Origin of the sequence: Streptomyces sp. NPDC051738 (assembly GCF_044453205.1) — a bacterium.
Classification (GTDB): domain Bacteria; phylum Actinomycetota; class Actinomycetes; order Streptomycetales; family Streptomycetaceae; genus Streptomyces.
This window is the reverse complement of the sequence record NZ_JBITCM010000010.1, coordinates 84,366-103,818: the sequence shown is the minus strand read 5'-3', so window position 1 is coordinate 103,818 and position 19,453 is coordinate 84,366. Positions and strand designations below refer to the sequence as shown.

The 19,453-nt window shown below is 70.7% G+C and carries 21 protein-coding genes and 1 pseudogene; 6 read left to right on the top strand and 16 right to left on the bottom strand.

The annotated features are described in order from the left end of the window. Nucleotides 1–37: 37 nt before the first annotated feature. Nucleotides 38–778 carry a hypothetical protein gene (locus ACIA8X_RS24005; RefSeq protein WP_399459050.1) on the top strand — a complete coding sequence of 247 codons (741 nt, stop codon included), beginning with the start codon at nucleotides 38–40 and terminating at the stop codon, nucleotides 776–778. Here the strand turns inward: ACIA8X_RS24005 and ACIA8X_RS24000 are convergent. The 4 genes from ACIA8X_RS24000 to tsaB are packed head-to-tail and all read right to left on the bottom strand — an operon-like array spanning nucleotide 723 to nucleotide 3,310. Beyond that, complete coding sequence (locus ACIA8X_RS24000) at nucleotides 723–986, bottom strand: hypothetical protein (RefSeq protein WP_399459049.1); 264 nt, start codon at nucleotides 984–986, stop codon at nucleotides 723–725. The two genes, ACIA8X_RS24005 and ACIA8X_RS24000, sit on opposite strands and share 56 nt — an antisense overlap. Further along, nucleotides 983–2,089 carry a tRNA (adenosine(37)-N6)-threonylcarbamoyltransferase complex transferase subunit TsaD gene (gene tsaD / locus ACIA8X_RS23995; protein WP_393453345.1) on the bottom strand — a complete coding sequence of 369 codons (1,107 nt, stop codon included), beginning with the start codon at nucleotides 2,087–2,089 and terminating at the stop codon, nucleotides 983–985. The genes ACIA8X_RS24000 and tsaD overlap by 4 nt, the downstream gene beginning before the upstream one ends. Beyond that, entirely contained in the window at nucleotides 2,082–2,603 is a 522-nt protein-coding gene (rimI, locus tag ACIA8X_RS23990; RefSeq protein ID WP_399459146.1) for a ribosomal protein S18-alanine N-acetyltransferase, read from the bottom strand. The genes tsaD and rimI overlap by 8 nt, the downstream gene beginning before the upstream one ends. Before the next feature lie 50 nt (nucleotides 2,604–2,653). Then, nucleotides 2,654–3,310 carry a tRNA (adenosine(37)-N6)-threonylcarbamoyltransferase complex dimerization subunit type 1 TsaB gene (gene tsaB, locus ACIA8X_RS23985; protein WP_393453342.1) on the bottom strand — a complete coding sequence of 219 codons (657 nt, stop codon included), beginning with the start codon at nucleotides 3,308–3,310 and terminating at the stop codon, nucleotides 2,654–2,656. 174 nt (nucleotides 3,311–3,484) lie between these two features. Between tsaB and ACIA8X_RS23980 the strand changes: the two genes are divergently transcribed. Continuing rightward, nucleotides 3,485–4,039, top strand: coding sequence for a hypothetical protein (locus ACIA8X_RS23980; protein ID WP_393453339.1), 555 nt, complete (start codon nucleotides 3,485–3,487; stop codon nucleotides 4,037–4,039). A 25-nt stretch (nucleotides 4,040–4,064) separates the two neighbouring features. Here ACIA8X_RS23980 and ACIA8X_RS23975 read toward each other — a convergent pair whose 3' ends face one another. The 5 genes from ACIA8X_RS23975 to ACIA8X_RS23955 form a co-directional block, all read right to left on the bottom strand. Beyond that, nucleotides 4,065–4,256: a hypothetical protein gene (locus ACIA8X_RS23975; protein ID WP_393453336.1), complete on the bottom strand. Its 192-nt coding sequence runs from the start codon at nucleotides 4,254–4,256 to the stop codon at nucleotides 4,065–4,067. A 126-nt stretch (nucleotides 4,257–4,382) separates the two neighbouring features. After that, the gene (gene tsaE, locus ACIA8X_RS23970) at nucleotides 4,383–4,895 is read right to left on the bottom strand and encodes a tRNA (adenosine(37)-N6)-threonylcarbamoyltransferase complex ATPase subunit type 1 TsaE (RefSeq protein WP_399459048.1); all 513 of its coding nucleotides are present in this window, start codon (nucleotides 4,893–4,895) and stop codon (nucleotides 4,383–4,385) included. Further along, nucleotides 4,861–6,102, bottom strand: coding sequence for an alpha/beta fold hydrolase (locus ACIA8X_RS23965; RefSeq protein ID WP_393453330.1), 1,242 nt, complete (start codon nucleotides 6,100–6,102; stop codon nucleotides 4,861–4,863). The genes tsaE and ACIA8X_RS23965 overlap by 35 nt, the downstream gene beginning before the upstream one ends. A gap of 156 nt (nucleotides 6,103–6,258) precedes the next feature. After that, on the bottom strand, nucleotides 6,259–7,425 hold the full coding sequence (gene alr / locus ACIA8X_RS23960; RefSeq protein WP_393453327.1) for an alanine racemase: 1,167 nt from the start codon (nucleotides 7,423–7,425) through the stop codon (nucleotides 6,259–6,261). Between the two features lie 56 nt (nucleotides 7,426–7,481). Beyond that, on the bottom strand, nucleotides 7,482–8,255 hold the full coding sequence (locus ACIA8X_RS23955) for a L,D-transpeptidase family protein (RefSeq protein WP_393453321.1): 774 nt from the start codon (nucleotides 8,253–8,255) through the stop codon (nucleotides 7,482–7,484). Between the two features lie 460 nt (nucleotides 8,256–8,715). Here ACIA8X_RS23955 and ACIA8X_RS23950 point away from each other — a divergent pair, with 460 nt between their 5' ends. After that, nucleotides 8,716–9,087 carry a holo-ACP synthase gene (locus ACIA8X_RS23950; protein WP_393453318.1) on the top strand — a complete coding sequence of 124 codons (372 nt, stop codon included), beginning with the start codon at nucleotides 8,716–8,718 and terminating at the stop codon, nucleotides 9,085–9,087. Nucleotides 9,088–9,111: 24 nt separating this feature from the next. Here the strand turns inward: ACIA8X_RS23950 and ACIA8X_RS23945 are convergent, their stop codons facing one another. Beyond that, nucleotides 9,112–10,269, bottom strand: a complete 1,158-nt coding sequence (locus ACIA8X_RS23945) for a hypothetical protein (RefSeq protein WP_399459047.1) — start codon at nucleotides 10,267–10,269, stop codon at nucleotides 9,112–9,114. Between the two features lie 185 nt (nucleotides 10,270–10,454). Between ACIA8X_RS23945 and ACIA8X_RS23940 the strand changes: the two genes are divergently transcribed. Together ACIA8X_RS23940 and ACIA8X_RS23935 are read left to right on the top strand one after the other, a co-directional pair. Next, a complete protein-coding gene (locus ACIA8X_RS23940; RefSeq protein ID WP_399459046.1) occupies nucleotides 10,455–11,891 on the top strand; it encodes an NAD(P)H-hydrate dehydratase in 1,437 nt (478 codons plus the stop codon). A gap of 348 nt (nucleotides 11,892–12,239) precedes the next feature. After that, complete coding sequence (locus ACIA8X_RS23935; RefSeq protein WP_393453309.1) at nucleotides 12,240–13,424, top strand: FAD-dependent monooxygenase; 1,185 nt, start codon at nucleotides 12,240–12,242, stop codon at nucleotides 13,422–13,424. 14 nt (nucleotides 13,425–13,438) lie between these two features. Here the strand turns inward: ACIA8X_RS23935 and ACIA8X_RS23930 are convergent, their stop codons facing one another. From ACIA8X_RS23930 to ACIA8X_RS23920, 3 genes and pseudogenes are all read right to left on the bottom strand, one after another. Further along, entirely contained in the window at nucleotides 13,439–13,696 is a 258-nt protein-coding gene (locus ACIA8X_RS23930) for a hypothetical protein (protein WP_393453306.1), read from the bottom strand. Beyond that, the gene (locus ACIA8X_RS23925) at nucleotides 13,696–14,628 is read right to left on the bottom strand and encodes a hypothetical protein (protein WP_399459045.1); all 933 of its coding nucleotides are present in this window, start codon (nucleotides 14,626–14,628) and stop codon (nucleotides 13,696–13,698) included. The genes ACIA8X_RS23930 and ACIA8X_RS23925 overlap by 1 nt, the downstream gene beginning before the upstream one ends. A gap of 80 nt (nucleotides 14,629–14,708) precedes the next feature. Further along, a pseudogene (locus tag ACIA8X_RS23920) lies at nucleotides 14,709–14,849 on the bottom strand (ATP-binding protein); the annotation flags it as partial. 247 nt (nucleotides 14,850–15,096) lie between these two features. On the opposite strand from ACIA8X_RS23920, the gene ACIA8X_RS23915 reads away from it, so the two are divergent. Continuing rightward, nucleotides 15,097–15,456, top strand: a complete 360-nt coding sequence (locus ACIA8X_RS23915; RefSeq protein WP_393453304.1) for a hypothetical protein — start codon at nucleotides 15,097–15,099, stop codon at nucleotides 15,454–15,456. A gap of 95 nt (nucleotides 15,457–15,551) precedes the next feature. Here ACIA8X_RS23915 and glmS read toward each other — a convergent pair whose 3' ends face one another. The 3 genes from glmS to ACIA8X_RS23900 form a co-directional block, all read right to left on the bottom strand. Continuing rightward, on the bottom strand, nucleotides 15,552–17,399 hold the full coding sequence (glmS, locus tag ACIA8X_RS23910; protein ID WP_393453301.1) for a glutamine--fructose-6-phosphate transaminase (isomerizing): 1,848 nt from the start codon (nucleotides 17,397–17,399) through the stop codon (nucleotides 15,552–15,554). Between the two features lie 157 nt (nucleotides 17,400–17,556). Further along, nucleotides 17,557–18,372, bottom strand: a complete 816-nt coding sequence (locus ACIA8X_RS23905) for an ABC transporter permease (protein WP_393453298.1) — start codon at nucleotides 18,370–18,372, stop codon at nucleotides 17,557–17,559. Beyond that, nucleotides 18,369–19,385, bottom strand: coding sequence for an ATP-binding cassette domain-containing protein (locus tag ACIA8X_RS23900; protein WP_399459044.1), 1,017 nt, complete (start codon nucleotides 19,383–19,385; stop codon nucleotides 18,369–18,371). Before ACIA8X_RS23900 ends, ACIA8X_RS23905 begins: the two co-directional genes overlap by 4 nt. Nucleotides 19,386–19,453: the final 68 nt, after the last annotated feature.

Here is a 19,453-nt window from a genome sequence, read left to right as displayed (position 1 = left end):
GGGACCCCTCCCACGCCCACCCCGCTACACAGAGCGGGTGACCACTGTGACGCGCACCCGCCCCGGAGCAGTCGCGGCCATCACCGCGCTGCTCGTCCTACTGCTGGCGTCCTGCGGATCCCCGGAACCGGAGACGTCGCCCGAGAAACTGTTCAGGGAGTACACAAGGTCGACCGACGTCAAGAACGACATGTTTCCCAGTGACGTTGGCTCCAGCGAGGACCGGATCGCGAACTTCGCCTCCAAGGGAACCGCCGAAGAGCTGTTGGGTACTCTCCTGTCGGCGACCCCTTGCGACCTGGAATCCGACGCCGGCACCGACTACGACTACGAATCCAACACCGGCTGTCCGCCGAACGGGTCGGTGCGCGCGGCGGCGCAGGACTTCGCCGGGTCCGAGGGCGAGCTCTTCAGGCGCTCCGTCCTGGTCCAGCGCGAGGACGGGTCGCTCGAACTGATCACCCTCTACGTGGCACAGAAACCGGACAAGTCCGAGTCCGCCGTTCTGATCGACTCAAACGGCGAGACCTACACCGGCGGCCTGGAGGACTTCCGGGAGAACAACGACCTGCTCAGCACGGACGATGTGATCCTCACGCCCCGCGCCCTCACCTCGGTACCGGGCGAGGGAGGAATCGTCACCGTCTTCGGGCACGCCCCGCCGAGCTGGCGGCTGTGGTTCATCGGCGGAGTCGTCACCGTGCTGGTGCTCGGTCTCTGGCTCACCCTGTCCAAACGTCGACGGACTCGAACCGCCACCGATGAACCGCCCGAGTGACCAACTCCCCGTCCGGCTCCGGCAGTTCGGGAAGCTCGGCGTCGTAGGCAGCGTCCCACCACGTCATGACGAGCACGCGATCCTGCGGCGCCCGCAAGGTCTCCCGGCGCAGGGGCCGTACCGCCAACTCCTGCGCCCGAGCCCAGGCGAGCAGTTCCTCGCCCCGCCCGGGAACCGCCCGCGCCTCCCACATGAGCGCGACCGTCACGAGTAGAGGTTCTCCTTGCTGACCTCGTGCACATGGTCATGGTCATGGTGGTGGCCGGGAACGTGCGGATCCGTCACCGGCAGCGAGGAGTCCGCCGACAGGTCCCAGCTGGAGGCCGGCCGGTTGCGCGCGACCATCTCCGCGCCCAGCGCGGCCACCATCGCCCCGTTGTCCGTGCACAGCTTCGGCCGGGGCACCCGCAGCCGGATGCCGGCCGCCTCGCAGCGCTCCTGGGCCAGGGCCCGCAGGCGGGAGTTGGCGGCGACACCGCCGCCGATCATCAGGTGGTCGACGCCCTCGTCCTTGCAGGCGCGGACGGCCTTGCGGGTCAGCACGTCGACGACCGCCTCCTGGAAGGAGGCCGAGACGTCCCGCACGGGAACCTCCTCGCCCGCCGCCCGCTTGGCCTCGATCCAGCGGGCGACCGCCGTCTTCAGACCGGAGAAGGAGAAGTCGTACGCGGGGTCGCGCGGCCCCGTCAGACCGCGCGGGAACGCGATCGCGTTCGGGTCGCCCTCGCGGGCGTAGCGGTCGATGACCGGACCGCCGGGGAAGCCGAGGTTCAGCACGCGGGCGATCTTGTCGAAGGCCTCGCCCGCCGCGTCGTCGATGGTCGCGCCCAGCGGGCGGACGTCCGAGGTGATGTCCGACGACAGCAGCAGCGACGAGTGGCCGCCGCTCACCAGCAGCGCCATCGTCGGCTCCGGCAGCGCGCCGTGCTCCAGCTGGTCCACGCAGATGTGGGAGGCCAGGTGGTTGACGCCGTAGAGCGGCTTGCCCAGCGCGTAGGCGTACGCCTTCGCCGCCGACACGCCGACCAGCAGCGCGCCCGCGAGCCCGGGGCCGGCGGTGACGGCGATCCCGTCCAGATCCCGCGCGCTCACCCCCGCCTCCTTCAGCGCGCGCTCGATGGTCGGGACCATCGCCTCCAGGTGCGCCCGGGAGGCGACCTCCGGCACGACACCGCCGAAGCGGGCGTGCTCGTCGACGCTGGAGGCGACGGCGTCGGCGAGCAGGGTGGTGCCGCGGACGATGCCGACGCCGGTCTCGTCACAGGAGGTCTCGATGCCGAGGACGAGGGGTTCGTCGCGCGAGTCAGCCATTGATCTCGGTTCCTTGTACGGAGTCTTCGCCCGCGGCGGTGCCGCTCTCGGGCGTTGTGGTCAGGCGCATCACCAGCGCGTCGACGTTCCCCGGCTGGTAGTAGCCGCGCCTGAAGCCGATCGCCTCGAAGCCGTAGCGCTCGTAGAGCTTCTGCGCGCGGACGTTGTCCACACGGCACTCCAGCATCACTTCGGCACATTCGAAGTCGGTCGCGGCGCGCAGCAGTTCGGTGAGGAGACGGCCGCCGAGCCCGGTACCCCAGTGGTCACGGGCGACGGCGATGGTCTGGATGTCGGCGACCGCGGTGAAGCCGCTGTCGGATCCGGTCCCGGAGGCGGCGAGGCCGGCGTATCCCACCAGCCGTTCGGTCTCCTCGGCGACGACATAGCGCCGCGTCGCCTCGGGCCCGCGCGCGTGGGCCAGCTCGGACCAGAACATGCCCCGGGACCAGGCGTCCTCGGGGAACAGGTCCTTCTCCAGCTCCAGCACGCGGTCGATGTCCCACCAGCGCATCTCGCGCAGCGCGGGACCGGAGGGAGCGGCGGAAGGGGTCACGGGCTCGGTCACTTGGGGGTGACCACCTTGTAGTTCTTGGGGACCTGGGCGTCGGGCCGGCGCAGGTACAGCGGCCGGGGCTCGGGGAGTTCCTCGCCCGCCGTCAACTTCTCGGCGGCCAGGGCCGCGAGCGCCGCCGCCGACACGTGCTCGGGCTCGTGGGCGCTGGGGAAGGTGTCGGGGTAGAGCAGCGCGCCCGCACCTACGGCGGGGAGTCCGGCGACCTGGTCGGCGATGTCGGCGGGCCGGTCGACGGCCGGGTCGGTGAGGCGGGTGCGGGAGTCGGCGTACCGCGCCCAGTAGACCTCCTTGCGCCGGGCGTCGGTCGCGACGACGAACGGGCCCTTCTCGATGTCGGCGGCGTAGGCGAGGCCGTCCAGCGTGCACACGCCGTGCACGGGGACGCCGAGGACGAGTCCGAAGGTGTCGGCGGTCATCAGACCGACGCGCAGTCCGGTGTAGGGGCCGGGTCCGATGCCTACGACGATGCCGGTGACGGCGTCGAGCTTCAGGTCGGCCTCGGCGAGGACCCGGTCGACGGCCGGCAGCAGCAGCTCGCCGTGCCGGCGTGCGTCCACCTGGCTCGACGAGGCGATGACGTCCGTGCCGTCGTGCAGCGCGACGGTGACGGCGGGGGTGGCGGTATCCAGAGCGAGCAAGAGCACGCAAACAGCCTACGGCGCTCACGCCCCGGGAACCGCCGCAGCGGATTCATGGCTCGTTCGCCCGCCCGCTCGACACCGGCGCGCCCCTTCGGCTCACTCGCGAGTGGGGCGCCCGACGGCTGCTACGGTCGAGCGAAAGCGCGACGTACGAGCGAACAACCGAGGTGGGCGACGGTGGCAGGCAGCAGCGCCGGATTCGTGGCGGGGCTCACCGCGGTGGCCCTCGCGACCATCGGCTTCCTCGGCTTCCAGGCCTCGGCGAGCGTCCCGGCGGGCCTCGGCAAGCCACACGCGAAAAGCTCACCCGACGTGGGTACGGCCAAGACGGCCCGCGACCCCAAGGACCCCACCGCGCTGCCCGCCGGGTCCGGTACGGGTGTGCGGGTCGTGTACTCGGTGGGCGACGAGCGGGTGTGGCTGGTCGGCGCGGGCGACACGGTCAAGCGCACGTTCCGCGTCTCACCCGGAACGGTCGACCCCGCGCCGGGCGTCTACGCGGTCACGTCCCGCTCGAACTCGGTCACCGGTAGCGACGGCACCCCCGTCGAGCACGTCGTCCGCTTCGCCACCGTGGAGGACGTCACCATCGGCTTCAGCGCGGCCGTGGACGGCTCGATGCCCGTACCCGACCCAGCCGTGCAGACGGGCGGCATCCGCGGATCACGCGCGGACGGCAACGCGATGTGGGAGTTCGCGACGATCGGGCGACTCGTCGCGGTGATCCCTTAAGCCGCTTCGCGGTGGCTGTGATCCTCTAAGCCGCTTCGCGGCGGCCGTGCCCTTCGCGGTGCCCGTGCTCGGCCGACGGCCGGGTCGTCTCCGGCTCGGGGACGTGCGGCGGGGTCGAGATCAGGTTCGCGGCGGCGCCGGCCGCCAGCAGATCGCGCATGGACACCCCGGCAACCACGTGCGGCCGCTGCTGGACCTTGTTCTCCGAAGCCGACATGGACGCCTCCTGGGGCCGGGAGGGACGTAGTTAGGTACACCTAACTACGGACTGGATACCATGTGACCACGCGCAAGACCGCAAACGCAATATTTTGCCGACGTCTTGTCGGAATGTTCATGCGGCTCAGGCGGAGAGCACGCTCAGATCCGCCGCCGCCCAGCGCTCGCCGAGCCCGGTCACGGTCACGTGCCGCACCTCGTCGGTGGTGTCCCCGACCGCCCGGTGGATCACGACCTGCAACCGCTCCTCGGTCAGCTCCTCGACCTTGCCCTCGCCCCACTCCACGACGATCACCGACTCGGGAAGCGAGACGTCGAGGTCGAGGTCCTCCATCTCGTCCAGGCCGCCGGACAGCCGGTAGGCGTCGACGTGGACGAGCGGTGGACCGTCGCCGAGGGAGGGGTGCACGCGGCCGATCACGAAGGTCGGGGAGGTGACCGCGCCCCTGACCCCCAGGCCCTCGCCGAGCCCTCTGGCCAGCGTCGTCTTGCCCGCGCCGAGCTCCCCGCTGAGCATCAGGAGGTCGCCCGCGCGCAGCAACTTGGCGAGGCGGCGGCCAAGCTCCCGCATCTGCTCGGGAGAAGTGACGGTCAGCTCGATGTCACCCGCGTTGCGCGGTGCTGCTGGTGCTTCCATAGCCACTTACGGTAGCCCCTGCCGGCACGGCACCCGCGCGGGTGAGCAGGTCGGCGAGACGGTCGGTGACCACTTCCGGGTGCTCCAGCATCACCAGGTGCCCGGCGTCCGGCACCAGGACCAGTTCGGCGTCCGGCAGATGGTCGGCGATCGCCTCGCTGTGCTCGCTGGGCGTGACGAGGTCGCCCACCCCGGCCAGCACGAGCACCGGCATGTCCGTGAAGTGGGCGAGCGCCTCGGTCTTGTCGTGATCGGCGAAGGCCGGGTAGAACTCCGCGACCACGTCGATCGGCGTGCCCTCGATCATCCGCTCGGCGAACCGGGCGACGGCCGGGTCGACGTCCCGGGACGAGAACGAGTACCGCTTGATGATCCCCGCGAACAGGTCGGCGGTGGCCCGGCGCCCCTTCTCGACCAGCTCGGCCCGCTGCCCCAGCGCCTTGAGCACGCCCGGCAGAATGCGCCGCACGGCGTTCACTCCCGCGACGGGCAGCCCGAAGTTGACCTCGCCGAGCCGCCCGGACGACGTACCGACGAGGGCGGTGGCGACGACCCGGTCACGGATCAGCTCGGGGTACTGGTCCGCGAGGGCCATGACCGTCATGCCGCCCATGGAGTGCCCGACCAGCACCAGCGGCCCCTCGGGCGCGGCGGCGTCGATGACGGCCTTCAGGTCGCGCCCGAGCTGCTCGATGTCGACGTGCCGGCCGTCCTCGGTCTGGGCCACACCCCGCCCGGACCGGCCGTGGCTGCGCTGGTCCCAGTGGACGGTGCGGACGACGCCCCGCAGCGCGGCGCGCTGGAAGTGCCAGGAGTCCTGGTTGAGGCAGTAGCCGTGACTGAAGACGACGGTGACCGGGGCGGGGGCCTTGCGGCCGAAGAGCCGTCGGCGGCGCGGGGTGAGGGCGGGGGCGGCCTCGGGGTCGATGTCGTCGACCTCGTAGTACAGCTCCGTGCCGTCGTCGGCCTGCGCCTTGCCGGGTGTGCCGCGCAGCGAGCCGTACGGTCCCGCCGAGTCCAGGGCGAGGCGGGCCTTCTGCCGCATGCCCCGGCCCACCGTCATCCGCTCTATGGCCACGCCGGCGGCCGCGCCCGCCGCGATCACGCCTATCGCCGCTCCGGCGAAGCCGGTCGCCCGGCGCCAGTTCGCGGCCGCCCCCGTGGCGGAGGCGACGGCCGCGATGGCCTCCGCACTGCTCTCGCTCACGTACCGCTCCTCTGGTTACCCGTTTGGTTCCACGTTCATATGAACGCATGCCCATGAACGCATGCCCATGGACTCATTCCTAGGACCACCGTCACGTAGCCGCATCACATGACCGCATCGCACGACCGCATCGCACGGCCACGGCGCACGGCCACATCACTGGGGCCCATCCCTATAGACGCGAGGAACGCGCGTTCCGATCCGGGTGACGATTTCGTACGCGATGGTGCCCGCGGCCTGCGCCCAGTCCTCGGCGGTGGGCTCGCCGCGGTCGCCGGGCCCGAACAGCACGGCCTCCGCGCCCGGCTCGGGTTCGTCCCCGCCCAGGTCGACGACGAACTGGTCCATCGCGATCCGTCCCGCGACCGTGCGCCACTTGCCGCCGACCAGGACCGGCCCGGCGCCGGAGGCATGCCGCGGGATGCCGTCGGCGTAGCCGAGGGGGACGAGGCCGAGGGTGGTCTCGCCGGGGGTGGTGTAGCGGTGCCCGTAGCTGACGCCGTGGCCCCCCGGTACGTGCTTGACCAGCGCGAGGGACGCCGACAGCGTCATCACGGGCCGCAGCCCGAAGTCGGCGGGGCTGCCGAGCTCGGGGCTGGGTGAGATGCCGTAGGTCGCGATGCCGGTGCGCACCAGGTCGAAGTGGCTGTCCGGGAGGGTGAGTGTGGCGGGCGAGTTGGCGATGTGCCGCACCTCGGGGCGCGCGCCCCGCGTCTCGGCGTACGCGGTCATCTCCCGGAAGCGGGAGAGCTGGGCGGCGATGGACGGATGGCCGGGCTCGTCGGCGCAGGCGAAGTGCGACCAGAGCCCGGTGATCCGGATCAGCCCGTCGGCCTCGGCCCGCAGGGCCTCGCGGACCAGCTCGGCCCAGTCGTCCCCCGGCTGGCAGCCGCCCCGGCCGAGCCCGGTGTCGGCCTTGAGCTGCACGCGCGCGGGGGCGCCGGCCTGCCGGGCGGCCTCGGTGACCTCCCGCAGGGCCCACATCCCGCTCACGGAGACGTCGAGGTCGGCCTCGATGGCCTCCCGCCAGGGCCCGCCCGGCGTCCACAGCCAGCACATGATCCGTACGCCGTCCACCCCGGCGGCCCGCAGCACGAGGGCCTCCTCGGGCGTGGCCGTACCCAGCCATTCGGCGCCCGCCTCGACGGCCGCGCGGGCGCATCGCACCGCACCGTGGCCGTACGCGTCCGACTTCACGACGGCCATCAGGGCCGCGCCCGGCGCGAGGGCGCGCAGGGTCCGCACATTGGCCCGCAGGGCGGCCAGATCGATCTCGGCGCGGGCCCGCAGGGGCGCGGTCCGCAGGGCTGTTGTCTCTGTCATCGCGCCCCCAGTGTCTCAGAGGGGTCCGACAACGCCGCCGGGCCGGGAGCCACGCCCTACTCCTCCACCTCCTCCAGCCGGTGTCCCCACACGTACAACCGGTCGCCCTTCTTCAGCACCCCCCACAGCGCCCGGGCGTCGTCCAGGGTCATGTTGACGCAGCCCCTCGAACCGATGGGAGTGAAGAGGCCGCCGTAGACGCCGTGGAAGGCCTGGCCGCCGTTGAAGAACTGCGAGTAGGGCATGGGGCTGTGGTACAGCGACGACACGTGGTTCTTGTGCCGCCAGTAGACCGCGTGCCACCCGGTCCGCGTCCCGTACCCCTCCCGTCCGCTCCGGATGGAAGCGGGCCCGAACACGACCCGCCTGCCGTCCTGCACCCACATCAGCTGCCGGTCGAGATCGACACAGGCGACCCGGTACGCCCGCACCGGGCACTTCCTCTGGGCGTTCGGGTTCTTGCGGGCGGAGAGGAGCTGCATGGTTCCCCAGGTCACGGGCCCCGCGAACCCGGTGGCGGGCTCGATCTTGTGCTCGGTCTGGAAGGCGCGGATGGCCCGGCAGTCGGCGACCGACTGCTCCCCGTCCACCTCCAGCTTCAGCCACCGCTCGACCTGCCGCTGCTGAGGGCCCGTCCGCTCGCTGCACTCCACGTCCTCGACGGCGTCCTCGCGGGGGACGTACTCCACGCGGTCGTACATCCCCTCCGCCGCGTCCTGCGGCTCGACGGCCTCCTCCTCGGCGCTGGGCGTGTACACCTTCGGCGGCAAGGCCTGGTCGGGCGTGTCGGTCTGCCAGAGCGGGAGCGAGTTCAGGGGGACGCCCGGCACGAGTTCGGGCTGCGGCCCGGAAACCGGGGGGACTGGTCCGGACTGCGGGCTGGAAGGCGAGGGTGCGGGTTCGGACGGCGATCCCGAGGGCGAGGGAGCCGGGAGTGCGAGTTCGGGCCGCAGGTCGGAAGGCGAGGGAGCCGGGGGTGCCAGTTCGGGCCGCAGCTCGGAAGGCGAGGGAGCCGGGGGCGCGAGTTCGGGCCGTAGCCCGGAAGGCGAGGGAACGAGTTCGGACTGCGGCCCGGAAACCGGGGGCACGGGGTCGTCGGCCGACGCGCTGCCGACGGGCAGCAAGGTGGCCGCGGTGAGCACCACTGCGATGCTCCGACATGCGATACGTCCGCTGATCATGCGCTCACAGAATCGTGAGGGCCTGCCGTGGGGGAGGCGCCGCGCGGCGGGGTCACTCTTTTGAGGACCGTCCGAGGAGCGTCGTTCGAGGACTCATAGGGTGCTCGGCATGAGCATCATCGGGGTCGGAATCGACGTGGCCGAGATCGACAGGTTCGGGGCGGCGCTGGAGCGCACCCCCGGACTGGCCGAACGGCTCTTCCTGGAGGCCGAGTTGCTGCTGCCGAGCGGCGAACGCCGGGGCGTCGCCTCGCTCGCGGCCCGGTTCGCGGCGAAGGAGGCCCTCGCGAAGGCGCTGGGCGCACCGGCGGGCCTGCTCTGGACGGACGCGGAGGTCTTCGTCGAGGACAGCGGCCGGCCACGCCTGCGGGTCACGGGGACGGTGGCGGCCCGGGCGGCCGAACTGGGCGTGCGGTCCTGGCATGTGTCGCTGAGCCATGACGCCGGGGTGGCGTCGGCGGTGGTGGTGGCGGAGGGCTGAGCCTCCGCCACCCTGAGGCCCGCGTCAGCAGATGGACTGACCGGTGTTCACCCGCGTGATGTTCCGGAACGTGGTGTTCTCACCGCAGGGGCTCTCCCTGATGGCCGAGTTGGTCACGGTCAGGTTCTGCACGGTGATGTCCCGGTTGTTCGCGAACTCCGAGCGCGCCGCCAGCCGCAGTTCGCCGCCCCCGGTGATGGTCCCGCTCTGGGCGGCCAGGTTGACGTTGTAGCAGTTCTCGATCAGCACCGAGTTGTTGCCGGTGTTGCTGATGCTGACCCGGTCGATGACGGCCCCGCCGCTCTCGGACACGCAGAACACCCCGCGCCCGCCGCCGCGCGCGATGACCTCGCCGACCCGGATGTTGGTCGGGTAGGAGCTGCCGACCCGCCCGTTGCGGTTGGCCATGCGGAAGGCGGCGTACCCGGTGCCGGTGCCGGCGTTCTCGGCGTCGACCTTGCCGACGGTGGCGTTGATGGTCTGGTTGAGCAACAGCCCCGACTCGCCCACGTTCCGAGCGGTCACCGTCCCGATGGTGATGCCGTCGACGCCGTAGGTCTCCACGGCATGGCTGGAGGCGCCGGAGACGTACACGTTGTCGATCCGGACGTTGCGCGTCCACTGGCTGGTGTTGCCGCGGTTGTCGATCCGCACACCCAGCCCGGCCGACAGCCGCATGTCGATCTGCCCGAGGACAACGTTCTCGACGTTCCGCATGAAGATGCCGTACAACGGGCTGCCGGTCAGGTTCAGATGCTGCACCTCGACGTCCCGCGTGCCCCGCGAGTAGACGGGCGCCTGGTCGCCGGAGCCGCTGCCGGTGACGTTGATGGTGCCGCAGACGTCGAGCACGGTGTAGCTGGGCAGGGAGATGCGCGACCCGGCGGACACAGATCCCGAACCCCGCACCACCACCCGCTCCTTGGCGGTACGCCCGGAGGTCAGGCTGTTCACGGCCGCCTGGACGGCCGCCCGCATGTCACCGCCCGTGTAGACGGTGCTGCCGCCGCGCCGCGCGGTCCAGGTGCTGCCGCTGAGGGTGGCTTCGGCCTGGTAGGAGCCCTCACCGCAGGCGGCGGCCGCGGCCGGGGTGGGGGCGGTGAGGGTGCCGACGGCGGTGAGGAGGGCGGTGGCGCCGATGGCGGCGGCGAGCAGGGGGGCTCTGCGTCCTCTGCGTCCCATGGGGGTTTCCTCTCATCGAACCGATGTCGCCGAACCGATGTCGTCGATCAGGCGCCGTCGAGCGGATGCCGTCGAACGAATTCGACTGAATCGATTCACGCTGTGGGGGCCGGAGAGTTTGGCAAAGGCACGGCAAAGCGTCAATGGATGCGACGCGCTTCGCCCGGTACGGGAGACTCGATCGCATGCGGACTGCGTACGGCGTGGAGACGGTAAGGGCGGCCGAACGGGAGCTGATGGCCCGGCTTCCGGACGGCGCGCTGATGCAGCGGGCGGCGGCCGGACTCGCCGCCGCCTGCGCGGATCTGCTGGGCCGGGTGTACGGCAGCCGGGTCGTCCTGCTGATCGGCAGCGGCGACAACGGCGGCGACGCCCTGTACGCCGGGGCCCGACTGGCCAGGCGCGGGGCGGGGGTCACGGCGGTGCTGCTGACGCCGGAGCGGGCGCATGCCGGGGGGCTGGCGGCGCTGCGCCGAGTGGGCGGCAAGGTCACCGGGGTCGATGCCGCCGAGGAGTTGATCGAGCGCGCGGACCTGGTGCTGGACGGCATCGTCGGGATCGGCGGCAAGGGCGGGCTACGTCCGCAGGCGGCACCGCTGGCCGACGCGGCGGCGCGGTCGAGGGCCGCCGTGATCGCCGTGGACCTGCCGAGCGGCGTGGACGTGGACACGGGCGAGGTGCGCGGCCCGGCGATGCGCGCCGACCTGACGGTCACCTTCGGCACACACAAGCCGGGGCTGCTGATCGACCCGGCACGGGAGTACGCCGGGGTGGTGCGGCTGGTGGACATCGGACTCGCGCTGCCGGCCGACGCGGCGGAGCTGGAGGCGCTGCAACACGCGGACGTGGCAAGGCTGTTGCCGCTGCCGGCGGCGGAGACGGACAAGTACCGGCGCGGGGTCGTGGGCATCGCGGCGGGTTCGTCGCGCTACCCGGGCGCGGCCGTGCTGGCCGTGGCGGGGGCGTTGCGGGGCGGGGCGGGAGCCGTACGGTACGTCGGTCCGGCCGGGGACGCGGTGATCGCCCGGTTCCCGGAGACGCTGGTGTCGGACCGGGGACCGAAGAAGGCGGGCCGCGTGCAGGCATGGGTGGTCGGCCCGGGAGCCGGTGACGACGCGGCGACGGTGGCGGAGGTGCTGGCGACGGACGTAGCGGTCCTGCTCGACGCGGACGGGCTGCGCCTGGCGGACCCGGAGGCGGTACGGAACCGTAGGGCACCGACCTTGATGACCCCGCACGCCGGGGAGGCGGCGGCGCTGCTCGGGGTCGCGCGGGAGGAGGTCGAGGGGGCCCGGCTGGCTTCGGTACGGGAGTTGGCGGGGCGGTATGCGGCGACCGTGCTGTTGAAGGGGTCGACGACGTTGGTGGCCGACGCCGGGGGCGCGGGCCCGGTCCGGGTGAATCCCACGGGAACCGGGTGGCTGGCCACGGCCGGCAGCGGGGACGTGCTGTCGGGACTGGCGGGATCGCTGCTGGCGGCGGGGCTGTCGGCGCTGGATGCCGCGAGCGTCGCGGCGTATCTCCACGGCCTGTCGGCGAGATTCGCGGCGGACGGGGCGCCGGTGGGGGCGCATGACGTGGCCGAGGGGATTCCGGGGGCTTGGCGGGATGTGCGGGGCTGACGTCCGGGTGATGGGCGGGAGGCGCGGGGTTGGGAGGCGTGAGGTTGGGGGGAGCGGTGCCGTCGGCGGCGGTCCGCCTCACCGCGCCGACGCTGCGCCGAGATCGTCGTGTGTGGGTGACCGGTCCGCGCAAGGCAGATCGTCGTGTGTGGGCGACCGGGTCGCACAGGGGCGACCGTAGGCGGACGGCCGGCCCGAGGGCGACAGCCGCATCGCGGCCCTCGACACGATGCCGGCCGGCCGGCTGGCGCGACGCGCGGGTTGACCGACGCTCTCGTACTCGGCCAGGTTGACCGTCAGGACGCAGGACGTACGAGGCGGGCAAGTCCGACAAAGTGAGGTCGAGGCATGCGAGCGATCGTCGTGGGGGCGGGCATCGGAGGGCTGACGGCGACACTGAGCCTGCGCCGGGCGGGGTGGGAGGTCACGCTCGTCGAGCAGACATCCCGCTTCACCGAGGTCGGCGCCGGAATCCAACTGGCGCCCAACGCCACGCGGGAGCTGCGCCGACTGGACGTGCTGGACGCGGTCGCCGCACAGGCCGCCCGCCCTGCCCACGTGAGCTTCCACACCTGGTCGGACGGGTCGGAGATCTGCCGCTACGCGCTGGGCCGCGAGGCGGAGGAGGAGTTCGGGGCGCCGTACCTGGTGGTGCATCGAGCGGATCTGCACAGCGCCCTGGCCGCTGCGGTGCCACCGGAGTCGGTACGCCTGAACACGCCGGTCATCGCCGTCGGCCAGGACGACGACCGCGCCCACGTGACGACGGCGACCGGCGAGCGCCTGGTCGCGGACCTGGTCGTGGCGGCCGACGGGATCCGCTCCTCGGCCCGGCAGTGGCTCTTCGGCGAGGACGAGGCGGTGTTCTCGGGAACGGCCGCCTACCGGGCCCTGCTCCCGGCCGACGAGGTCACCGACCTGGCCCTGCCACCCCTCGCCGCCTGGCTCGGCCCGGACCGCCATTTCGTCCACTACTGGGTGCGGCGCGGCGAACTGCTCAACGTGGTGGCCGTGTTCAGCACGGAGGAAGCAACACAGGAGTCCTGGACCGCCAAGGCGGAACCCGGAGAGCAGCTACGCCAGTTCGCCGACTGGGACCCCCGGGTACTGAACGTCCTCGAACGCGCGGGCCAGGTCTACCGCTACGGCATCTACACCCGCACCCCGCTCACCCGCTGGAACGTCGGCCGAGTGACCCTCCTCGGCGACAGCGCCCACGCGATGGTGCCGTTCCAGGCGCAGGGGGCGGCACAGGCGATCCTGGACGCGGCGGTACTGGGCGACGCCGTGGCGGACGCGACTCCGGCCGAGGTTCCCGACGCCCTCGACCACTACGTACGCCGCCGCCTGACCGACGCCACCGGCATGCAGTCCCGCTCCGCCCAGGCGGGCAGCGAATTCCACTTGCCGGACGGCCCGCTGGCCGAGGCGCGGAACGCGCGCATGGCGGCGTACGCGGCCGATCACAGGTTCATGCCTCAGGCGACGGCGTGGCCGGAGGTGCCTCGCGGAACAGGTCCTCAGGGTCGGTGATCTCGTAAGCGCGATCACGCCACTTGCCTCTCCCGGATGCCCTCCTCAATACCCATCCCTGCCGCGTTTTCAGCACGGACCGCCCGCTTGAACCAGGTGTCGAGCAGATCGAGATCGGAGCAGCCCTCGACTTGCTCACGCACCGCCGCCGGGACCGGGATACCGCGCAGGTCGAGGAGTTCGAGGACCTTTGCCGCGCGTTCCTGAGCAACGCCCTCTTCGCGCACCTGCTGCGCCAGCGGGTGCCGCCAGAAGTAGTTGATCGCCGTCATCAGGCCTCTTCAGAACCGGCACCCGGAAGCCCCGGGTCCTCGGCGAACAGATCCTCCGCCCGCTCGACCGTACGGGAACGCTCCAGCCAGGCATCCATGCGATCGAGGTCGGTGCAGCTGGTGATGCACTCACGCACACTGTCCGGTACGGCGATGCCGCGTGCCTCCAGCACGAACAGGATGCCCTTGGCCTCACCTTCGGCCTTTCCTTCGGCCTTGCCCTCCAGGTAAGCCGTCTCACGGACCGTCCCCCGGCCGGGGAAGTAGCTGACGAACGTCGACATGATTGCCTTCCATTTCTCTCCGGCTGGAGTCTTACCCAGGGTGACTTCCAGGAAGTCGAAGAAGTACTTGGCGGTGTCAGGATCGGTTTTCTGGAGTTCCTGGAGGGCGTTGCTGATGGCCTCCAGTATGGCGCCGCACTCAGGGGTGCGGGCGTGTGCCAAGGCAGAGAGCGCCGCCAGCGGGAGGTTTTTCGCCGCGGTCCGGGCGTCGGTGATCACCGGTAGGTTGTCCGGCCCGGCGACCAGCGGATACATCCGCAGAGCCGTCCAGCCGCTCGTGCCGCAGTCGAAGGGACCGGCCGCCCACTTGGCCGTGGCTCTGTCCTGACAGACGACGAGAAGCAACACGGGTAGGCCGTACTTCGCCTGGAGGTAGCCGATGTAGTACGCCCAACTCCACTCCTTGCCCGCGACCTTCCCCGACTGCGCCTCGACGGCAAGCAGAAAGTCCTCGCCGTCGGACGGGCCGATGCGCAGCACGGTGTCCACGCGACGTTCCAGCGGCCGGGTCTCCGTCACGTCCGTGGTGACGGCGTCCACAGTCGCCTTCGCGGATAACGGGACCCCCAGCACCCCGAACACGGGAGCCAGGATCTCGGGCCGCTCCTGAAAGATGCGGTGCATGCCCTCGTGAGCTGATGTGACCATGTGTGCAACCTTGATGGCGCGATGGGCCGAAGATCCAGATGATTGGGATACGTTCACTCCTTCGAGCGGCGACCAAACGTTCACGCCGCCGAAGTCAGCTCGCACCACACGCACTTGCCCCAATTCCCGTCCCTGGTCAGCGGCTGCCACCCCCACAGATCCGAACAGGCCCGCACCAACGCCAGCCCACGCCCTTGCTCCGCCTCACCCAACTCACCCAGCACGCACAAAGGACTACGCCCGCTCGATCTTCTCCGACCGAATTCCCGAACCCTCCGACAGTGAGCTGGAGTTGCGAAGGACCCGACCCGACCACCCCTCACCTTCCACACCGCAACCCTCACCCTCTTCATACAAGCCGTCGCCACCCCAGAGATCATCACAACCCCCCTCCCCGAGTAATCTCCCGGTGACCAGCGCTCCACGTCCCAACGCGGAGCGCTACGCACACAACGGGAGAACACAGCCTTGAAGTTCAAGTCTCTGGGCACCGCGCTGACCACCGCGGCCCTCATAGCGACGGCCCTCACCGGCACCGTCGCCACCGCCGGCACCGCCTCCGCGGCGACGCCGCCGGAATGCAGCAGCTCGCTCGTCAACGTCAAGCCCAAGCAGTCCGTCAAGCTCCGCAGCCTGCCCAAGACGAGCGCCACGGCCCTCGGTGTCTGGGGCAAGGGCAAGCCGGGCGGCGTCTGCTTCGACGAGCGCCACCCCTACACCGGCGGCCGGTACACGGCCTGCGGTGAGACGAGCGACCAGTGGTGGTACGGCGGCCCCAACAGCAGCGGCGTGGAGGGCTGGGTCCCGGCAACCTGCCTGCCCATCTGACCGGCTCACCGGCTGATCAAGAAAGGGCGAACGGCACCCAGCCGTTCGCCCTTTTCATGCGCTCAAGCCTGAGCGCAGCTCACTTCCTCACTCGCTCACTCCACCGTCACCGACTTCGCCAAGTTCCGAGGCTGATCCACCTCGTTGCCACGAGCCGTCGCCAACTCACAAGCGAACACCTGCAAGGGAACCGTCGCGACAAGCGGCTGAAGCAAGGTCGGAGTCGCCGGAATCCAGATCAGGTGATCCGCATACGGCACCACCGCCTCGTCCCCCTCCTCCGCGATCACGATCGTCCGCGCACCCCGAGCCCGGATCTCCTGGATGTTGGACACGATCTTGTCGTGCAGGACGGACCGCCCCCGAGGCGATGGCACGACCACAACCACCGGCAGATCGTCCTCGATCAGGGCGATGGGCCCGTGTTTCAACTCCCCCGCCGCAAACCCCTCGGCATGCATATAGGCGAGCTCCTTCAGCTTCAGCGCGCCCTCCAGTGCCACCGGATACCCCACATGCCGCCCCAGGAACAGCACCGTGTTCTTGTGGGCCAGCGAACGCGCCAGCTCCCGTACCGGCTCCATGGTCTCCAGCACCCGCTCGACCTCACCGGAGATGTGCGACAGATCCCGGATGACGACGTGGATCTCGTCCCCCCACTTGGTGCCCCGCACCTGCCCCAGATACAGGGCGACCAAGTAGCACGCCACCAGCTGCGTCAGAAACGCCTTGGTCGAGGCAACGGCGACCTCCGGCCCGGCATGCGTGTACAGCACCGCATCCGACTCACGCGGGATCGTCGACCCGTTGGTGTTGCAGATCGCCAGCACCTTGGAGCCCTGCTCGCGGGCGTGCCGTAGCGCCATGAGCGTGTCCATCGTCTCGCCGGACTGGGAGATGGCGATGACCAGCGAACGGGCGTCCAGAATCGGATCCCGGTACCGGAATTCGCTCGCCAGCTCGACCTCGCACGGGATGCGCGTCCAGTGCTCGATGGCGTACTTGGCGATCAGCCCGGCGTGGAAGGCCGTACCGCAGGCGACGATGACGACCTTGTCGATCTCCCGCAGCTCGGAGGCGCTGATCCGCACCTCGTCCAGCGTCAGCGAGCCGGCCGCGTCGATGCGCCCCAGCAACGTATCGGCGACCGCCTTGGGCTGTTCGGCGATCTCCTTGAGCATGAAGTAGTCATAGCCCCCCTTTTCGGCCGCCGACGCGTCCCAGTCGACGTGATACGACCGCACATCCGCCGGCCGCCCGTCGAACCCGGTGACGGACACCCCGTCCCGCCGCAGCTCGACGACCTGGTCCTGACCCAGCTCGATCGCCGACCGCGTGTGGGCGATGAACGCGGCGACGTCCGAGGCGAGAAAGGCCTCACCCTCCCCAACGCCCACCACGAGCGGCGAGTTCCGCCGCGCACCGACGACCACATCGGGCTCATCGGCATGCACCGCGACCAGCGTGAAGGCCCCCTCCAGCCGCCGGCACACCAGCCGCATGGCCTCGGCGAGATCGGCACAGGCGGAGAACTCCTCGGCGAGCAGATGAGCCACGACCTCGGTGTCCGTCTCAGACTCCAGCTCATGCCCCCGCTCGGCCAACTCGGCGCGCAGCGCGGCGAAGTTCTCGATGATCCCGTTGTGCACGACGGCAACGCGCCCGGCGTTGTCGAGATGCGGATGAGCATTGGCATCGGTGGGCCCCCCATGCGTGGCCCACCGCGTGTGCCCGATCCCGGTGGTCCCCGTCGGCAGGGGCCGCTCGGTCAGCTCCTTCTCCAGATTGACGAGCTTCCCCGCCTTCTTGGCGCCCGCCAGCCCCCCATCCGCCAGGACGGCGACTCCCGCCGAGTCGTACCCCCGGTACTCCAGCCGCTTCAGTCCGGCCATCACGATCTCAAGCGCCGACTGCGACCCCACGTATCCCACGATTCCGCACATGCGCGGCAGCCTACGACCGAATCGGCGCCCGAAAGGGCCTTCGCGTGCCCGAATTCGGAAATTCCCACGGCAGAACGAAGCCTCTCAGGGCCCCCCATGGAGAAGTCAGGGCCCTCATCGAGAAGTCAGGACTCCCATGGAGAAGGTTGACCCTGTTTCAGGTCTTCGCCCGATAAGCCCGCATAGCCAACGGATAGAACACCACCGCAATCCCCGCAGCCCACACCAACGACCACAACACCGGCTCCGCCACCGCCCCACCCAGCAGCAACCCCCGGAACGCGTCCGACAGATGCGTCACCGGATTGACGTCGCTCCACGCCTGCAGCCACCCCGGCATGGTGTCCACCATGACGAACGCGCTGCTGGTGAAGGTGATCGGGAAGATGAGTGTGAAGGCGAACGCCTGCACCTTCTCCGCGTCGCCCGCCAGCATCCCGATCAGCACCGCGCTCCACGACACGGCCGCCGCGAACACCACCACGAGCAGCGTCCCGAGCAGGAACCCGTCGACGCCGCCCGTGACCCGGAAGCCGAGCAGCAGGCCGAGGCCGATCATCAGCAGGAGGGCCCACACATGCTTGGCGAGGTCCGCGGTGATGCGGCCGATGAGCGGGGCGGAGCGGGCTATCGGCAGGCTGCGCAGACGGTCGAAGACGCCCTTGGTGAGGTCGGTGTTGAGCGCCATGGCCGTGTACATCGTCATGAACAGGGTGTTCTGGACGATGATCCCGGGCAGCGCGTACTTCAGGTACGCCTCGGGCGATCCGGCCATCTGCCCGCCCAGGACGTACGTGAAGAGGAACACGAACATGATGGGCGTGATGCTGTAGTCGACCAGCTCAAGCGGGTTGTGCTTGACCGCGACCAGGCTCCGCCAGGCCATGGTGAAGGTCTGCCGCATGCCGTCGAGCGGCCGCACGCGGCCCGATTTGGTGATCGGGGCCGTGATGGTCGTGGTGGTGGCGGTCATGACCGGCTCACCGCCTCTTCCAGATCGCTCGCATCGCCATCGTCCCGGACGGACGCGCCGCCATTGCCCTCCGGTGATCCCGGCTCTGCGCGATGGCCGGTCAGGGACAGGAAGACCTCGTCGAGCGACGAGCGGCGCAGGGCGAGCTCGCCCACCGCTATCCCCTCGCGGTCGAGCGTGCGCACCACGGCCGGCATCAGTTCGGGGTCCTTCACCGGGGCGGTGATCATCTCGCCCTCGATCCGGGCCTGCGGACCGGCGGCACCGGCCACCAGCCGGTGTGCCCGCGCGAGGTCCTGCCCCAGCACCGGCCGCAGTTCCAGCACCTGCCCGCCGACCTGGGACTTCAGCTGGTCCGGGGTGCCCTCGGCGATCACCCGGCCCTTGTCGATCACCACGATGTCGTCGGCGAGCACATCGGCCTCGTTCAGATACTGCGTGGTCAGCAGGGCCGTCGCCCCGTCCGCGACCAAGCCCCGCAGCAGGTCCCACAGCTCACCGCGACTGTGCGGATCAAGGCCGGTCGTCGGCTCGTCGAGGAAGAGGATGCTGGGCCGGCCCACCAGGCTGGCCGCGAGGTCCAGACGCCTGCGCATGCCCCCCGAGAAGGTCTTCACGGCCCGCCCGGCCGCGTCCGTCAGCTGAAAGCGCTCCAGCAGCTCGGCCGCGCGCGCCCTGGCCTCCTTCCTCGGCAGACCGAGCAGCCGACCGATGAGCAGCAGGTTCTCAGTGCCGGTCAGGTTCTCGTCCACCGCCGCGTACTGCCCGGTCAGCCCGACCATGGCGCGTACGACCCCGGCCTCCCGGACCACGTCGTGCCCGGCCACCCGCGCCCGGCCGGTATCAGGCCTGAGCAGCGTCGCGAAGATCCGCACCGCGGTCGTCTTCCCCGCGCCGTTGGGCCCCAGCAGCCCGAGCACCGAGCCCTTGCGGGCCCTCAGGTCGACCCCTGCCAGCGCCTCGGTCTCCTTGAACCGCTTGACCAGGCCTTCCGCCTCGATCGCATACGTCATGGGCCACCCCCTCGGGGTTGGTGGACCCGGCCTGGGCCCACCTCTCCCACAACTGTGACGCACGGCAC

Coding starts and splice junctions, on each gene's coding strand:
- tsaE (WP_399459048.1), bottom strand. CDS start 4,895: ATGGAAGCACCAGCAGCACCGCGCAACGCGGGTGACATCGAGCTGACC.
- alr (WP_393453327.1), bottom strand. CDS start 7,425: ATGACAGAGACAACAGCCCTGCGGACCGCGCCCCTGCGGGCCCGCGCC.
- ACIA8X_RS23940 (WP_399459046.1), top strand. CDS start 10,455: ATGCGGACTGCGTACGGCGTGGAGACGGTAAGGGCGGCCGAACGGGAG.
- rimI (WP_399459146.1), bottom strand. CDS start 2,603: ATGCGCTGGTGGGACATCGACCGCGTGCTGGAGCTGGAGAAGGACCTG.
- ACIA8X_RS23900 (WP_399459044.1), bottom strand. CDS start 19,385: ATGACGTATGCGATCGAGGCGGAAGGCCTGGTCAAGCGGTTCAAGGAG.
- ACIA8X_RS23945 (WP_399459047.1), bottom strand. CDS start 10,269: ATGGGACGCAGAGGACGCAGAGCCCCCCTGCTCGCCGCCGCCATCGGC.
- ACIA8X_RS23925 (WP_399459045.1), bottom strand. CDS start 14,628: ATGGTCACATCAGCTCACGAGGGCATGCACCGCATCTTTCAGGAGCGG.
- ACIA8X_RS23930 (WP_393453306.1), bottom strand. CDS start 13,696: ATGACGGCGATCAACTACTTCTGGCGGCACCCGCTGGCGCAGCAGGTG.
- ACIA8X_RS23950 (WP_393453318.1), top strand. CDS start 8,716: ATGAGCATCATCGGGGTCGGAATCGACGTGGCCGAGATCGACAGGTTC.
- tsaD (WP_393453345.1), bottom strand. CDS start 2,089: ATGGCTGACTCGCGCGACGAACCCCTCGTCCTCGGCATCGAGACCTCC.
- glmS (WP_393453301.1), bottom strand. CDS start 17,399: ATGTGCGGAATCGTGGGATACGTGGGGTCGCAGTCGGCGCTTGAGATC.
- ACIA8X_RS23975 (WP_393453336.1), bottom strand. CDS start 4,256: ATGTCGGCTTCGGAGAACAAGGTCCAGCAGCGGCCGCACGTGGTTGCC.
- ACIA8X_RS23905 (WP_393453298.1), bottom strand. CDS start 18,372: ATGACCGCCACCACCACGACCATCACGGCCCCGATCACCAAATCGGGC.
- ACIA8X_RS23935 (WP_393453309.1), top strand. CDS start 12,240: ATGCGAGCGATCGTCGTGGGGGCGGGCATCGGAGGGCTGACGGCGACA.